This window comes from Litoreibacter roseus (assembly GCF_009811795.1).
Taxonomy (GTDB): domain Bacteria; phylum Pseudomonadota; class Alphaproteobacteria; order Rhodobacterales; family Rhodobacteraceae; genus Litoreibacter; species Litoreibacter roseus.
This window is the reverse complement of record NZ_BLJE01000002.1, coordinates 1,183,935-1,198,712: the sequence shown is the minus strand read 5'-3', so window position 1 is coordinate 1,198,712 and position 14,778 is coordinate 1,183,935. Positions and strand designations below refer to the sequence as shown.

Annotated in this window: 14 protein-coding genes and 2 tRNA genes; 5 read left to right on the top strand and 11 right to left on the bottom strand. The window is 60.8% G+C overall.

From position 1 onward, the window contains the following. The first annotated feature begins 7 nt into the window (after positions 1–7). The 5 genes from KIN_RS12920 to bluB all read left to right on the top strand — a co-directional run bounded on the left by KIN_RS12920 (position 8) and on the right by bluB (position 2,795). The gene (locus KIN_RS12920; protein ID WP_159807545.1) at positions 8–589 is read left to right on the top strand and encodes a Maf family protein; all 582 of its coding nucleotides are present in this window, start codon (positions 8–10) and stop codon (positions 587–589) included. Next, entirely contained in the window at positions 589–1,614 is a 1,026-nt protein-coding gene (locus KIN_RS12915; protein ID WP_159807543.1) for a ribonuclease E/G, read from the top strand. Before KIN_RS12920 ends, KIN_RS12915 begins: the two co-directional genes overlap by 1 nt. Next, the gene (locus KIN_RS22690; RefSeq protein ID WP_159807541.1) at positions 1,611–1,793 is read left to right on the top strand and encodes a DNA gyrase inhibitor YacG; all 183 of its coding nucleotides are present in this window, start codon (positions 1,611–1,613) and stop codon (positions 1,791–1,793) included. Before KIN_RS12915 ends, KIN_RS22690 begins: the two co-directional genes overlap by 4 nt. Before the next feature lie 91 nt (positions 1,794–1,884). Then, a tRNA-Phe gene (locus KIN_RS12905) sits at positions 1,885–1,959 on the top strand. A gap of 155 nt (positions 1,960–2,114) precedes the next feature. Next, entirely contained in the window at positions 2,115–2,795 is a 681-nt protein-coding gene (bluB, locus tag KIN_RS12900; protein WP_159807539.1) for a 5,6-dimethylbenzimidazole synthase, read from the top strand. Here the strand turns inward: bluB and KIN_RS12895 are convergent. The 11 genes from KIN_RS12895 to KIN_RS12845 all read right to left on the bottom strand — a co-directional run bounded on the left by KIN_RS12895 (position 2,792) and on the right by KIN_RS12845 (position 14,665). Further along, positions 2,792–6,001: a reductive dehalogenase gene (locus KIN_RS12895; RefSeq protein ID WP_159807537.1), complete on the bottom strand. Its 3,210-nt coding sequence runs from the start codon at positions 5,999–6,001 to the stop codon at positions 2,792–2,794. The genes bluB and KIN_RS12895 overlap by 4 nt on opposite strands. A 337-nt stretch (positions 6,002–6,338) precedes the next feature. Further along, entirely contained in the window at positions 6,339–7,898 is a 1,560-nt protein-coding gene (locus KIN_RS12890) for a sensor histidine kinase (RefSeq protein ID WP_159807535.1), read from the bottom strand. A gap of 4 nt (positions 7,899–7,902) precedes the next feature. Beyond that, the gene (locus KIN_RS12885; protein WP_159807533.1) at positions 7,903–8,295 is read right to left on the bottom strand and encodes a hypothetical protein; all 393 of its coding nucleotides are present in this window, start codon (positions 8,293–8,295) and stop codon (positions 7,903–7,905) included. After that, positions 8,252–10,132, bottom strand: a complete 1,881-nt coding sequence (locus KIN_RS12880) for an acyl-CoA synthetase (RefSeq protein ID WP_159807531.1) — start codon at positions 10,130–10,132, stop codon at positions 8,252–8,254. Before KIN_RS12880 ends, KIN_RS12885 begins: the two co-directional genes overlap by 44 nt. A gap of 129 nt (positions 10,133–10,261) precedes the next feature. Further along, positions 10,262–10,687, bottom strand: coding sequence for a peptidoglycan-binding protein LysM (lysM, locus tag KIN_RS12875; RefSeq protein ID WP_159807529.1), 426 nt, complete (start codon positions 10,685–10,687; stop codon positions 10,262–10,264). An 82-nt stretch (positions 10,688–10,769) separates the two neighbouring features. Further along, a complete protein-coding gene (locus KIN_RS12870; RefSeq protein ID WP_159807527.1) occupies positions 10,770–12,557 on the bottom strand; it encodes an ABC transporter transmembrane domain-containing protein in 1,788 nt (595 codons plus the stop codon). Between the two features lie 87 nt (positions 12,558–12,644). Beyond that, positions 12,645–12,718, bottom strand: a tRNA-Gly gene (locus tag KIN_RS12865). 88 nt (positions 12,719–12,806) lie between these two features. Beyond that, positions 12,807–13,259 (bottom strand): YeeE/YedE family protein, encoded by a 453-nt coding sequence (locus tag KIN_RS12860; RefSeq protein ID WP_159807525.1) that lies wholly within the window; start codon positions 13,257–13,259, stop codon positions 12,807–12,809. Between the two features lie 3 nt (positions 13,260–13,262). Then, positions 13,263–13,694, bottom strand: coding sequence for a YeeE/YedE family protein (locus KIN_RS12855; RefSeq protein ID WP_159807523.1), 432 nt, complete (start codon positions 13,692–13,694; stop codon positions 13,263–13,265). A 3-nt stretch (positions 13,695–13,697) separates the two neighbouring features. Then, positions 13,698–13,910 (bottom strand): YgaP family membrane protein, encoded by a 213-nt coding sequence (locus tag KIN_RS12850; RefSeq protein WP_159807521.1) that lies wholly within the window; start codon positions 13,908–13,910, stop codon positions 13,698–13,700. A gap of 86 nt (positions 13,911–13,996) precedes the next feature. After that, positions 13,997–14,665 carry a Crp/Fnr family transcriptional regulator gene (locus KIN_RS12845; RefSeq protein WP_159807519.1) on the bottom strand — a complete coding sequence of 223 codons (669 nt, stop codon included), beginning with the start codon at positions 14,663–14,665 and terminating at the stop codon, positions 13,997–13,999. Between the last annotated feature and the right edge of the window lie 113 nt (positions 14,666–14,778).

Genomic DNA, 14,778 nt, shown 5'->3' with positions numbered 1-14,778 from the left:
ATTTCCCGTGGACCCGGCACTTCGATTGGTGCTTGGGTCCGGGTCACCCCGCAGACGTGAACTGCTGGCGCAGCTTGGGCTGACACCTGACGAGATCAGACCCCCCGACATTGACGAGACACCTGTGAAGGGCGAAGTGCCACGCGCCTATTGCAGTCGGATCGCCCTAGCGAAGGCGAACGCGATGAAGCTGGCCGCAGATGAGGTCGCGCTATGCGCGGACACGACCGTTGCCTTGGGGCGCCGCATCCTTGGAAAACCTGAAAACGAGGGCGAAGCGGCGGAGTTTCTGTACGCCCTGTCCGGCCGCAGGCACCGGGTCATCACTGCTGTTGCTGTGAAACGGGGCGAGACATTGTGGCAGCGGGATGTTGTGACCTCCGTTCGGATGAAGTCACTGTCCGATGGGGAGGTGAACGGCTATCTTGCGACACAGGACTGGCAAGGCAAGGCAGGTGGCTATGCCATCCAAGGCCCCGCCGGTGCGTTCATCCCGTGGATACAAGGATCTTTTTCCGCCGTTGTTGGGCTGCCTGTTGCTGAGACAAGTACCCTGCTGCGCGCCGCTGGCATTCCGGTCTGGTCCTAATGAAGGGCCCGTTGATCGTTCTGGACGAAATTGCAGGCCGGAAAGCCGCTGCGTTCCTGAAAGACGGCGTTCTCGATGATTTTCTGATCGCGCCAGCGGATGATGCGCCCCCCGCGCCCGGTGCGATATATCGTGCGATCGCGGACCGGCCGCTTAAGGGTCAGGGCGGGATGATTTTGCGGCTGCCCGACGGTCAAACAGCCCTGTTTCGCAACGCCAAGGGCTTGGCTGCTGGCCAAGCCATGCTTGTTCAGGTCACAAGCTATGCAGAGCCGCAAAAGGCTGTTCCGGTCACAGACAGGCTGATTTTCAAAGGCCGCAGCGTGATCGTTACGCCCGGTGCGTCCGGCGTAAATATCTCTCGCCAAATCAAAGATGAAGAGGCACGGGTCCGACTAATGGATGCGGTACACATGAGCCGCATCGAGAGCGCCGCCCACGGTCTCATTGTCCGCTCCGCTGCGGTCGACCACGACGACGAAGACATCGCGGAAGAGACCGCTCAACTGCTTGATCTGGCCGATGCTGTTTTGGCGGATAAAGACCGCGAGCCCGAGCTTCTTGTGGATGCACCTGATCCCCATGAACTGGCATGGCGGGACTGGCCCACAGCCGAAACCGTTCACGGTTTCGAAGATCACGGTGTTCTTGATGCCTTGCCAGCCCTTGATAGCATTCAAGTTGATCTCAAGGACGGCTCACTGTTTCTTGAGCCAACCCGGGCGCTGATCGCCGTGGACGTGAACACTGGCGGCGATTTTTCCCCGGCGGCGGGCCTGAAGGCAAACCTGGCCTGCGCCCGTGCCCTACCGCGCCAGTTGCGCTTGCGTGGGCTGGGTGGGCAAATCACGCTGGATCTGGCGCCGATGGCTAAGAAGGACCGACGGCAGTTCGAGCAGACCCTGCGGGCGGCTTTCAAGGCCGATCCAGTGGAAACGGCCCTTGTAGGCTGGACACCCCTTTCCCATTTTGAACTACAGAGAAAACGCGAACGCTTGCCCCTGCCAAAAGGTCTTGTGTCATGAGCTGCCCGATTTGTTCAAAAGATCCCGTCGAAAAATACCGCCCGTTTTGCTCCCGCCGGTGCGCTGACATTGACCTTGGCAAATGGATGACTGACAAATACGCGGTTCCAAGCCAAGACCCTGACGAGACAGAAGAACTCGCCGAAGCGCTTGAAGAAGAAGCAAAGAAACTGCACTGAAGCCAGCCGCTCGATTTTTTCGAATTTCCGGTCTGGACAGCCCCCGGCGCCTGTCCTAAAACGCGCTGGTTCGCAAAAGCCGAACCCCGGTGCCCGGGTAGCTCAGTGGTAGAGCAGTGGATTGAAAATCCTCGTGTCGGTAGTTCAATTCTACCCCTGGGCACCATCTCATACCCCCTCCTGCTCTGGTCATCACTCATCGTATCTGGCTTTCGGAAAAGCTTCGGACTTTTATCGGACTTCCGTCGGACCGTTCGCGGGTTGAATGTTCTGCGCGATCTTGGGCAGGGTGGTCTCAGAGAACGGTGGCCGAGCAGTGATATGACAGATGAAACATCTCTTGTTCCAGTAGGGCCTTTTTCCAACGCGGATCGGGACGCGGTGTATCGCGCGATCACCACGCGGCGGGATGTTCGCAGTCAGTTCTTGCCGGACCCAATCGCCCCTGACATCTTCGACCGGCTTTTGATGGCCGCGCACCATGCGCCCTCGGTAGGGTTCATGCAGCCCTGGAATTTCCTTGTGATCACTGATCCCGGCGTTCGGGGCCAGATCAAGGCCGCGTTCACCGGTGCGAATGAAGAGGCTGCAGCGCAGTTCCCCGACGCACGGCGCGCGCTTTATTCGGACATCAAGCTGGAGGGGATCACGGAAGCGCCAATTAATCTGTGCATTACCTGCGACCGGGACCGGGGCGGGCCTGTCGTTTTGGGGCGGACCCATAACAGGGACACTGACCTCTATTCGACGGTCTGCGCGGTGCAGAACCTTTGGCTGGCCGCGCGGGCCGAGGGGATCGGTGTGGGTTGGGTCAGTATCTTTAATGATGCGGATCTGCGGGCGATCCTGAAGCTGCCAGATCATGTGGTGCCTGTGGCCTATCTGTGTATCGGCCATGTGGCGGAGCTGCACGCGGAACCTGAATTACAGGCGCGGGGCTGGGCCACGCGGACTGACATCAATGATCTCATCTTCGCTGATACGTGGGGCAACGCGCCCTAGAGGTCGACCTCCACCACGCCGCCCGGTTCGGCCGCGCGGGACTGACACAAGATCACCGCCGTTTCGCGCTGTGCTTTGGACAGGACGAAATCCCGGTGCTCGACCTCGCCTGCGACCAGCCCGCATTTGCAGACGCCGCATATCCCGTCCGAGCATTTCACGTCGATGGAAATCCCGTTCTCAACCAGCACGTCCGTCGCCACCTTGTCCGCCGGAATATGAAGCGTCTTGCCCGAGCGGGCGAGCTTCAAGGTGAAATCGTGGTTCTCGTATTCTGGCAGTTCGGGGACCGAGAAATACTCAAGATGCCGGGCATCGTCGGGGATGCTCTGCCGTTCGGCGGCTGACATGACGGCATCCATGTAGCGGTCCGGGCCGCAGGTGTAGACGTGGGCACCTTGGGGCGCCTGACCAAGGATGTCGTCCAGATCGGCGCGGGTATCCTCGTCGCTGACATGCAGATGGACGTGATCGGCCCATGGCACGGCTTCGAGGTCTGTCAGATACCCGGCGGTTTGCCGGGATTTGACCGAATAGTGCAGCGCGAAGGGTTTACCCAAAGCGTGCAGCCGGTGGGCAAAGGCAACCATCGGCGTCACGCCGATGCCGCCGCCCATCAAAAGGCTGAGGGGGGCATCTTCGACCAGTTCGAAATGGTTGATGGGTTTCGAGATGAAAACCCGCCTGCCCTCGTTGAAAATGCGGTGTAGCAGTTTGGATCCGCCGCGCCCGTGATCCTCGCGCAGCACGCCGATCTGATAGACGGAGCGGTCTGCCGGATCGCCGGACATAGAATACTGGCGCAGGAACTCGGGTGCCACGACGATGTCCAGATGCGCACCTGCGGTCCATGGGGGCAAATCGCCGCCATCTGGCAGGCGAAACTCGAATTTGGTGACGTCATCGGTCATGCGTTCGGCCTTGGTGACCTCGACCGCGATAACAGGGGCGTCGCCCGGGACCGCGTAGTTGTGGATCATGTCCGTTTCGCCCCGCGCGGCACGGGCCTGATAGACCTCTGCCGTTATCATCTGCTGATAGGCGGCGATGCCCGCCTCGCGATCCATCGGGAACGGGTAAGGCCACGGATGCGGCGCAAGGGGCGCGGGGTAGACCGCCAGCGTCTGATCCTCGTATTTCAGGTCCAGATCCCTTTGCAGGTCGCGCTGGTTGGTGGGCTTGTCGGTCTGCCGATAGGCCCCATCGAGCTGCAGTTCCAAATCCCACCACCATTTTTTGGCGGGGTTCAGACCGCCCCGCCCTGCAGCGTCATCCAGTTTGGCCAGCACAGGCGCCGCCGCGGGGATGTTCATCGCAGCCCAGCGAAACGGCTTTTCCGCAAAGAGCCCCTCCAGGTTCCACGGACAGGTCTTCATGCAGCGCCCGCACATGGCGCCACCCTCCGTGGTGATCCGGTATGTGGCGCATTTCTGGCTGTCGGATTTCCAGATTTCGTAGCCGTTGAACATCAGTTTCGGCCCGGCTGTTATCGCTCCCGAGGGACATTCGCGCGCACATTTGTTGCAGCTCTCGCAGAAGCGCTGCAGGCCAAAATCGATGGGCTTGTCGTGGTCCATAGGCATGTCGGTCGTGACGACCCCGGATTTCAGGCGGGGACCAAGATAAGGGTTCAGGATGACCTCGCCGATGCGGCTGACCTCGCCCAGCCCGCTGAGGAGCAGCAAGGGCGGTTGCAGGACCTCGCCATCCATGACGGTGTGCGCCTTCGCCTTGTAGCCAAGATTGCGGATCTGCTGGCCGATGACACCGCCCAGAAGCGAAAAACGCAGATAGGCGCGCATGGATTGGGCGACGCTGATCCAGTCATCGCCCGAGGCACCCTCCATCGTCTCGTAGCCTTGATCGACGATCATGCTGACGGCCTGATCATGGGGCGGGTCGATGGGCGTGCCCGTGGCGTCATGGGAATACCACGTCCAATCGGGGCAGGAGGACAGGCCCACGGCGTCAACGCCCAGAAAGTAGCTGGCCGCCTTCAGGTTCGCGCCGTTGCGTTGGGCGTCCGTGGGCTTCGGGACGTCGGTTGAGGCACCGTCCTGCAGCAAGACGAATGCCCCAAGAGCGCGACGTTGGGCAAAGCTGGGGGCGGCTTTGCGGGCGTAGTAGCCGCCCTTGGCATTGTCTTGAAGGGTCTTGCCCATGTCGCCGAACTGAGCGCGGGCGAACATGTCGGCGCGCTTGGGCACGCGGGCAACGTTTGGCGCATCGATATAGGTGGTCGGCGTGTCGACACGCTTGAGCGTCTCGAACGGGTGCGCGCCCAGCACATAGTCGCGATTGGCGTAAGGGTCGCGGTTGAAGGCGTTCTTGGCAGAGGCCGCACCCAGCCACCACGCGGGACCTTTCATGTGCGACCATGGTTGCTGGTCCAGCGGTGCAAGAGCGCCATCGTGGGCCAGATCAAGCGTGGTGGTTATCGCCGCCAACCCGAAGCGCGGTCCGACCCATGGGGCCAGAAGCGTGCCGTTTTCGACGGTGGCAAGGCCCGCGGCGGCGGCCAGCGCGTTCAGGTTCACATCGGTCGAGGTGCCAGTGTGCGCGCGGGCGTCATAGCCCAGAAGACGGATGTAGTTGGCGATGACCACGGCGGTTTCGGCTCCGCGCAAGCAGGCCCGGTGGTGCTGCGCATCGAGGATCCAGTCGCTGCCCGGCTCACCCTTGCGGGGGTCGCGATGGTGTTCATAGAGAAAGACGATGGCGTGGGTGTGTCCGTCGATGCCGCGCGGCGCGGCCTCCATCGAGTCCTTCAGGTCGGCCATGATCACGTCAATGCCGGCGGCAAGGGTTTTGGTCTGGCGGGTCTTCAGGGCCTCGGCCAGCCGGTCGATATCAGGGTTGCGCCGGGGTTGCGGCAGCATGGCGTCCGGCAACAGCGGTCCAACCCCCACCATCGTGGCGTCGGAGAAGTATCCGAAGGCCTTCAGATGGTTCGCACGCTCGGTAGGGTCGTCGGTCATGTCGGACACGGCCGGGTTGACCAGCCCGTCCCGGATGGCATCGAGCATAGCCTGAAATTCGCCCATCGCGTTGACGATGCTCTCGGGGTGTTCGGGCCGGTGGAAGCTGAGATCGCGCAGCGGTGGCGCAGCTATACCCGGCTGCCCTGCAATGCGCTTCAACTTTTCCAGTGGGTAAGGTCCAAGGTGGACGGGACGCGATGTGTTAGCGAAAAACCGAAGTCCCATTCCTGATGCCCTACCCCTGCGCGTGGTGTCCGACTGCAGTCTTGGACAAACCCACGGGGATCACAAGAGGCAGCGATCAGCCATGGCGGTACCTAACCCCGCGCACAACCGCGATCCGATCGCGTTCCTTTGCAGATAGGTTGATCTCACAGCCATCGGTCTCGCTGCGCAGAGATCCCCCGGGCAACCCAGTAGAGGGCGCTGCGTCCCTATCGACAGAAATTCCGGTCGCAAAGGTCAACTAATTAGCGGTCTGGAGCTACTTCTTAGAGGTCTAAGCAAGTGTCGCTCATTCGGCGGCCCACGGAAGCGAACTCAGGCTAGGCCTGAGCTTATGTTACGACACGGCCCTGAGCGCAGGTTTTGCAGGCAACTCAATGGACGCCGCTAACCCGCCGCCGGGTCTGTCCGCCAGAACGGCCGTGCCCCCATGGGCGCGTGCGATGGATCGCACCAAGGGCAGACCCAGCCCCGTGCCCTCAGAATAGCTCTCCGACCCATTCGAGCCGCGGAAGAACCGATCAAAAGCCAGTTTCTTTTCCGCATCAGGCATACCCGGGCCATTGTCGAGAACCGTGATCCCGACACCGTCCGGCGTGTTTTCGAGGTGCACGGACATGTCGGAGCCCCCGTGGCGGCGGGCGTTTTGCAACAGGGCCAGAACTGATTGGCGCACCCGCAACGGGTCGATCTGCTGCGGGGACATATCCAGAGGCGTCGTGAGTGGCACTCCCTGATCGAACGTCGCGAGGGTTTCACGCAGAAGCCCCACCAGATCGGTCGTTTTAAGTTCCAGCCGCACCTCGCCTGCCTCTTGTCGGGACATGAACAGCAGATCATCCACAAGGCGGGTGGTGTGCCTTGCGGTATCGCGGGCGCGGCGCAACGCCTCTTGGTACTCGGCTGTGGATTTGATGTCACCGCGCAAGGCCATGTCGGTCTCACCCTGTATGATGGTCAGCGGCGTGCGCAATTCGTGGCTGACATCAGCCAGAAGCTGGCGGCGATTGGCCTCGCTTACCTCGGCCTCATTCAACAGACGCTCAAGATCCGCAGTGCGAGCGGCCACGGCGTCTTCAAGAACGTCGTTTTGCTTTTGAAGCGCGCGGGTGCGCATCTCTACCTTTTCGGCCATGTCGTCCAGCGCCTTGCCGACTTCAGAAATCTCGCTGTTTCCATCCGCTCGCACGCGTGTTGAAAAGTATCCGCCCTCAAAGGCGCGGGCGGCGGCGATCAGACGTTGAAACGGGGTGGAGATTTGTCTGCGGTAGGTCAAGAGCGCCAACAAGGTGACCAACACAGAGAGAGTTGCAAAGCCCCAAGCGATTTGGTTGGTCAGCTTAGCATGCGCTGCGGCGGCGGCATTGGTTTCGCGCAGCTCCTCCTCCTCTTCGGCCAGGGCTTCGTCGATCAGCACCTGAAAATCGCGGTCGATCTCATCGGTCAGAATATTGGAGAGACTTTCCCAGTCGCGGCGCATTTCGCTGGACTGATCCGCTTGCTTGAACACCTCAAAGCGGACGATCAGGTCTTCGATGAGACGTTCGATTTCGGCCAGAAGCTCAAGCTCTTCAATCTCTTCTTCGCCGACCAGTTCGATCTCGGTCCCGATGATGCGACGGATTTCTGCCACATCAGCCCGGATCCGGGCGATCAATTCCGCTTCGCCCGCGCCCTGATCCTGGTCACCGATCAGCATGGCGTCACCAAACTGTTTGAACAGCGTGTAGGTGTTTATGGTTAGATGCAGATGACGCTCGTAGGATTCATGGGCCAGCGCGATGCGGGCGTTGTAGCGTTCCGCCTGATTTGTTGTCCAAAACGACAGCGCGACACCGCCAAGGGCAAGCGTCAGCATCAGGACAGCAAAGAGGTTGACGAGATTGATGATCTTCATGGCATCAGGTCCCTTGGGTCTGCGCGGGTTCCAAGCGGTGCACGTCGCGGCCAGTTTTGTCCGCCACAGTGATACATCCGTCTGCCAGATCAGGGCAAATTAGCGGCCCGGAGATCAGCACCATTGGGTGGGTGAGTCTGCGCAGTTTTTGTATCAGAGATGCGGCGGCGAGGTCGACACTCAACCGGGTGTTGTCGATCACAATCAGCTCGGTTTGACCAAGCACCGCCCGTGTCAGATCCACGCGCAACATGGCGCCCGCCGACAGGGTGCGGCCGGTCTCTGCCGTGCGTCCCCTGCGTGCCGCCGAAGCGACAAGTTGAGGGGTCGCGCGGTTTGCCTTCTGGGCTGGCTTAAGCCGCCCATTCCCATGGGCGGGTGTATTCGCCCAGAACATGGCTGACTTTTTCCTCGGAGACTTCGCCCTTCTTGGACAGTTGCGCGACGAGGCCGCGTTTTTTGTCTTCGGTCACGCTGCTGACTTCGGCGGCAATGCCCGCATCAGACAGCGCCTTGTTATAGATCCGTGTGATCGCGGCGCGCCGCAGGTCGGGCTTGAAGATCTTGCCGACAGCGGTTTTCGGAAGCTCGTCCATGATCTCGATATATTTCGGATGGGCGGCCCGTTCGTGCACATGCTCTTTGGCGTATTCCATCAGGTCATCCACGGTCGATGTGGCGCCCGAGACAAGCTCCACGTACACGCAGGGCAATTCGCCGGAATGGGCGTCAGGCTGGCCGATGGCACCGGCAAAGGCCACATCGTCATGTCCTGCGAGCGCCTCTTCGATCTCGGCCGGGTCGATGTTGTGACCGCCCCGAATGATCAGGTCCTTGGCCCGTCCGGTGATCCAGAGATAACCGTCCTCATCCAGACGTCCCAGATCGCCCGTGCGCAGATACTTGTTCTCGTAGAACAGGTCCTTGTTCTTGTCGTCTTCGGTATAGGTGTGGCCTGCGAAGACGCCGGGGTTCGACACGCAGATCTCGCCGATCTCGTCCGTAGGCATCTCGTCCCCGGTTTTGGCGTCCCGGATGGTGACATCACAATAGGGGAATGGGATCCCGATGGAGCCGATTTTCTTTTCGCCGTCGATGGGGTTGATCGACACAAGGCATGTGGCCTCGGTCAGACCGTAGCCCTCTACGATGTTCACGCCGGTGGCTTTCACAAAGCGGTTGAACAACTCGACCGGCAGCGGCGAGGAGCCCGAGAACGCCGTTTTCACAGACGATACGTCAGCGTCCACCTTGCGTTGCATCAGGGCGGAGATCGCCGTCGGCACCGTGATGATAAACGTGACCTTGTAGCGTTCGATCAGCTTCCAGAAATTGTCGAACACGCCGTCACCGCGATAGCCCTGCGGGGTCGGGAAGACCACATGCGCACCGGAGCGGATCATCGCCATGACGATCACGTGGACCGCGAACACATGGAAGAGCGGCAGCGGGCACATGACCACATCCGTCTCGTCAAAGAGCAGTTGATGGCCGAGCCAGCCGTTGTAGACCATCCCGGAGTACTTGTGCTGGGCGACCTTGGGCATCCCCGTGGTCCCGCCAGTGTGGAAATAGGCCGCCACGCGATCTTCGCCGCTGTCCGTGAAATCGAGCGTGGTGTTGTGCTTTTTCACTTCGGTCATGAAATCGAGCACGCGGGCGCTGTGCTTGACCGGGTTCTTCGGGCGGATCAGCGGAACGATGAATTTCTTCAGGCCTGTGAGGTAACGCAGCAGATCGACCTCAAGCACGGTGGTCACGCCGGGCGCATCAGCCAGCGCGTCATTGACCTTCTGGGCCAGATCGGTTTTCGGAAAGGCCTTCAGTGTCACGACCACCTTGGCGTTCGTCTCGCGCAGGATTGCGGAAATCTGTTCGTGGTCCAGAAGCGGGTTGATCGGGTTGACGATGCCCGCGACAGCGCCGCCCAAGAGGGTCAACATGGTCTCGGTCGCGTTGGGCAGGACGAAAGCGACCACATCTTTTTCGCCGATACCCAAAGCGCGGAACATGTTGGCGGCCTGCGTCGATTGCTCGTGCATCTGCTGCCATGTCAGCGTTTCCTTGGCGTCCGTCGGGCCGGAGGTCAGTTGGTAGGAAAATGCGGGGCGATCTGGAAACCGTCCGGCCACATCGGCCATCATTTGATGCAGCGTTACGGGAAGCTCCCGATCTGTCCAAGGCATCTCTGCCTCTATAGCATTCCGATCTGCGAGCCCGGCATAGGTTCCCATTAAATATCCTCCCTTAGGCCGCCGCGCGGCTCTTCGTTCTCCCTAGCGCAAAAAATGGGGCAGATCGACTGACCGCGCAAGGTTGACGCTACGCAAAAACAAGTGAGGGGCCAGATGGCCCCTCACGCATCAGTCCTGCGGAATGCGCAAAACCTGCCCTGGATAGATCTTGTCCGGGTCGCTGAGCATGGGTTTGTTGGCCTCGAAAATGTCGGTGTAGCGGCTGCCGTTTCCGAGTGTCTTGGAGGCGATCGCCCAGAGCGTGTCGCCCTTTTCCACCGTGTGGAACACGGGATCGCCGCCGGTGACCTCGTCCTCGACGGCAGCCACGCCTTCGACATTGCCCACGGCCAGAATGATCTTTTCCTTAACCTCCTGGCTGACCGCGTCGCCGGTCACCTTGACCTTGTCGCCGTCCACGGAGATGTCGAGACCAGAGGCATCGAGGCCCAGATCCTGTACTTCCTTTTTCAAGGTATCGGCATCAGGTTCGGCCGCCTCAGCCGCGCCGAACAATGATTTGCCTGCGTCTTTCACGAAACTCCAAAGGCCCATGGTGCCTCTCCTTCCCAAAGTTGCGGTTCACGATCACGATTGCGCGCGCGTCCGGTAAAGGCAAGGGACTAATTTTGCGGACTTATTCCGCCGCCAGCCCCGCGGTGAACTGCAGGCGGGCCAGTCGTGCATACAGCCCTTCCTGCGCGACCAGCGCATCATGTGTGCCTTCGGCAACGATCCGGCCCTGATCAAAGACAATGATCCGGTCGGCCTTCTTCACCGTGGCCAGCCTGTGGGCCACGACCAGCGTGGTGCGCCCTTCTGACAGGCTTTCCACCGCCTGTTGGACGGCCGCTTCGCTTTCAGCGTCCAGGGCGCTTGTGGCCTCGTCCAAAAGCAGGATCGGTGCATCGCGCAAGATCGCGCGGGCAATGGCGATGCGCTGCTTCTGGCCACCCGACAGCATCACACCGCGTTCGCCCACATATGTGTCATAGCCATCCGGCAAGGCCGTCAGGAACGCATGCGCGGCGGCGGCGATTGCGGCCTGTTCGACCTCGGCATCTGTGGCGTCAGGACGTCCGAAGCGGATGTTTTCGCGGGCGGAGGCGGCGAAGATCACAGGGTCCTGCGGGACCAGCGCGATGGATTGTCGGAAGTCCTGCCGCAGCATGGTCTGAATCGGCGTTCCATCAAGGCAGATCTGGCCTGCATCGGGGTCGTAGAAGCGCAAGAGAAGTTGGATGATCGTTGTCTTGCCCGCACCCGACGGCCCCACCAGCGCCACGGTCTCACCCGGTTTGACATGGAGTGATACGCCGTCCAGCGCAGCGATGCTGGGACGTGCGGGGTAGTGGAAGGTCACATCCTCGAATGTCACCTCGCCGGTCAAACGCCCCACGGGCTGGGGTGCATCCGGTTCGATAACGGTGTCATCTGCAGTCAAAAGCTCGACCAGACGTTCGGTGGCACCCGCCGCGCGCTGCAGCTCGCCCCAGATCTCGGACAGGGCCGCGACGCCGCCCGCCACCATGATGGCATAGATCAGGAACTGCACCAGTTCGCCCGCGGTCATCACATCGGCCCGCACGTCGCGCGCACCGACCCAGAGCACACCGACGATGCCGGAGAAGGTCAGGAAGATCACGATGACCGTCATGATGGCGCGCGTGCCGATGCGCTTACGGGCCGCGACGAAGGCGGCTTCGGTGAAATCAGCGAAGTTACGGCGGCTCGGTGTCTCGTGGGTGAAGGCCTGCACGGTCTGGACCGACAACAAGGCCTCGGACGCGTTGCCGGAACTGGCAGCAATCTGGTCCTGATTTTCCCGGCTGAGCACGCGCAAGCGACGGCCCAGAACGATGATCGGCACGATCACTGCAGGCACGACCAAAAGCACCATTGCGGTCAGCTTGGCCGAGGTCAGCAGCATCAGGATCAGCCCGCCCACAAAGATCAGAACATTGCGCAGCGCCACGGACACGGAGGAGCCTATGACCGACAGCAAAAGCGTGGTGTCGGTGGTGATCCGGCTGAGGACCTCGCCGGTCATAATGCGCTCGAAAAACGCGGGGCTCATGCCGATGGTTCGGTCGAACACCGCCTTGCGAATGTCGGCCACAACCCGTTCACCCAACCGCGTCACAAGATAGTATCGCAGCCCGGTACCTACGGCCAGAAGTGCCGCGACCCCTAGGGCGGCCCCGAAGTATTCATCGAGCAGTGCGGCCTGATCCGTGCCGAAGCCATCGACCACCCGCCGGACGGCCATGGGCAGCACCAGTGACACGGCCGCGGTGACCGTCAGGGCCGCGAGGGCGGCAAACATCAGATGACTGTAAGGTTTGACAAACGGCCACAGCGCCTTCAGCGCGCCGATGCGTTTCGATTTTTCCCGTTCGGCCTCACCGCCTTGGATTTGTGCCATGAAGCCCTCCGCAACGGGACTTTCCTACCCAAGCCAGCCGCCGCTCGCAAGCGCAAGCGTGTCACAGGTCAATGAGGTGTGGTGATCTGGAGCGGGTAGCGGGAATCGAACCCGCACCTTAAGCTTGGAAGGCTCTTATGATACCATTTCACCATACCCGCTCAGAGCTTTAACGCTCTATTTTATAGGCCATTGGGCGTCAAGCGCGGAAATATGCGACCTTGGCTTTTGCCGGTGTTTTTTGGCGTTTTAGTGCTGAGCTCTTGGGTTGCCTGTTGGGTCAACACTTTGCGCTCTGGTCAAGGCGAAGCGTGTTCCCAGCATCCCGACAATCAAAGCCACGACAAAAAGGATCACGTTCGGGTTCAGTGTTCCCAAGGCGGGCAAGGCCCCACCCGGACAGAACCCGGCGATCCCCCACCCGATCCCGAAGATCGCGGCGCCCGACAGAAGCCGCGCGTCCAGCGACCGGGCCGTGGGTATGTCAAAGGTCGGGTCGTAGACCGGTGCAGGGCGCTTCAGGACGAAGCGATAGCCGATAAAGGTTACGCAGAGTGCGCCGCCCATCACGAATGCCAGACTTGGGTCCCACGTGCCCGCCACGTCGAAGAAGTTCACGACCTTGGCCGGGTTCGCCATACCGGACAGGGCGATGCCGGTCCCGAAGATTACACCAATAATTAGGGTCAGGACATTGCGCATGGTTTAGACCCCTGCCACGTGACGAATTATGTAGACGGTGATCCCGGTGGTCAGCATGAACACCGCCGTCGCGGCGATGGAACGGGGGGACAGACGTGCCATGCCGCAGACGCCATGGCCAGATGTGCAGCCGCTTCCCAGCGTCACACCGATGCCGACGAGAACGCCGCCAATGGCCAAAAACGCGGGCGAGGTTGGCACCTGAATCGCGGGCAACTGCCCTGCCCCTGCAAAGTAGACCCACGGTCCGCTGACCATGCCCAGAAGGAGCATCATCCGCCATGTCCAGTCGTAGAAGCTGGCGGGCCGGAGTGCCCCTGCAAGGATGCCAGTCGCGCCAAATATGCGGCCACGCACCAACATGAGCAAAACGGCCGCGAGGCCGATCAGACAGCCACCGGCCAATGAGGCGTAGGGTGTGAATGAGGTCTCCACCGGTCAGATCTTACAGGTCGAGATGCCGAGGATGCGGTAGAGCGGGCAGAAGCTGAACACGGCCGTCGCCGCGAGGATCAAACCGACGGCCATCACGGCATAGGCCAGAACGGCACTAGACCAGATGGGCGGCGTGTTGAGCAGAGGCGCTACGATCAGCGCCAAACCGACCAGAATTCTGACAAGGCGATCTACGTTTCCAAGATTGGCGGTCATTTGGGTATCCTCCTTCGGGTTATGGTCGTACTCGGTACATGGACGACCAGCGAACGCGGGTCTGTGAGTTTGTCACACACGTCTGTTCAAAACGTCCGGGCAAGCCGTTGCATTGCGGGCATATCGTGCAGTTCGATCGCACCCCGGCTGAGACTGAGCCAGCCGCGCCGCTCGAACTCCTTGAGTTGGCGCGAGATTACCTCGCGCGCGGTGCCAAGCTCAACCGCAAGCTGTTGATGGGTCAGATGCAGGGTGTGTTCAGCATCCTTAAGGTCCAGCAGTTTCTGGGCAAGGCGTATGTCCATCCGTTTGAACGCAATCTCTTCGATCACCAGAAAAAGATCCGTGATCCGTTTGGAATAGGCCTCGAACACGAAAGCGCGGAACGCTTTCGAGATGGCCATGAGAGCATCGAAATCGTCGCGTGGGATCAAGATGGCCTCGATATCGGTCTCGGCGATGCCTTCTGCCGTGTAGTCCTCGAACGCAAGCAGACAGGCCGTCGTCAGAACGCAGCTTTCGCCCGAATGGACGCGGTAGAGCACAATCTCGCGCCCGCCTTCGGACACTTGCTGCACCCGGACCGTGCCGGAGACCAGCAGGAACAGGTTTTCCGCAGGCTTGCCGGGGCCAAAAATCTGCGCGCCGCGCTTGAGTTGGACAGACCGCGCCGTCCGGTCCAACTGCGCGGAGACCTGACCTGAAATATCAGCCAGACCCGGAAACGCGGCGCGCCATGATGGTTTTGTGAGCATTGAACCTCATCCAATTTGTCTTTGGGGTACACCGCGACGGTCCCGCTTGGTTTGATATTTATCAACAAATGAGGCCGCGCGCTCTGCCAGATTTGCTGAAATCGCAACGGGAA

Coding starts and splice junctions, on each gene's coding strand:
- KIN_RS12870 (WP_159807527.1), bottom strand. CDS start 12,557: ATGGCACAAATCCAAGGCGGTGAGGCCGAACGGGAAAAATCGAAACGC.
- KIN_RS22690 (WP_159807541.1), top strand. CDS start 1,611: ATGAGCTGCCCGATTTGTTCAAAAGATCCCGTCGAAAAATACCGCCCG.
- KIN_RS12915 (WP_159807543.1), top strand. CDS start 589: ATGAAGGGCCCGTTGATCGTTCTGGACGAAATTGCAGGCCGGAAAGCC.
- bluB (WP_159807539.1), top strand. CDS start 2,115: ATGACAGATGAAACATCTCTTGTTCCAGTAGGGCCTTTTTCCAACGCG.
- lysM (WP_159807529.1), bottom strand. CDS start 10,687: ATGGGCCTTTGGAGTTTCGTGAAAGACGCAGGCAAATCATTGTTCGGC.
- KIN_RS12860 (WP_159807525.1), bottom strand. CDS start 13,259: ATGCGCAATGTCCTGACCCTAATTATTGGTGTAATCTTCGGGACCGGC.
- KIN_RS12885 (WP_159807533.1), bottom strand. CDS start 8,295: ATGTTCTGGGCGAATACACCCGCCCATGGGAATGGGCGGCTTAAGCCA.
- KIN_RS12890 (WP_159807535.1), bottom strand. CDS start 7,898: ATGAAGATCATCAATCTCGTCAACCTCTTTGCTGTCCTGATGCTGACG.
- KIN_RS12895 (WP_159807537.1), bottom strand. CDS start 6,001: ATGGGACTTCGGTTTTTCGCTAACACATCGCGTCCCGTCCACCTTGGA.
- KIN_RS12880 (WP_159807531.1), bottom strand. CDS start 10,132: ATGGGAACCTATGCCGGGCTCGCAGATCGGAATGCTATAGAGGCAGAG.
- KIN_RS12845 (WP_159807519.1), bottom strand. CDS start 14,665: ATGCTCACAAAACCATCATGGCGCGCCGCGTTTCCGGGTCTGGCTGAT.
- KIN_RS12850 (WP_159807521.1), bottom strand. CDS start 13,910: ATGACCGCCAATCTTGGAAACGTAGATCGCCTTGTCAGAATTCTGGTC.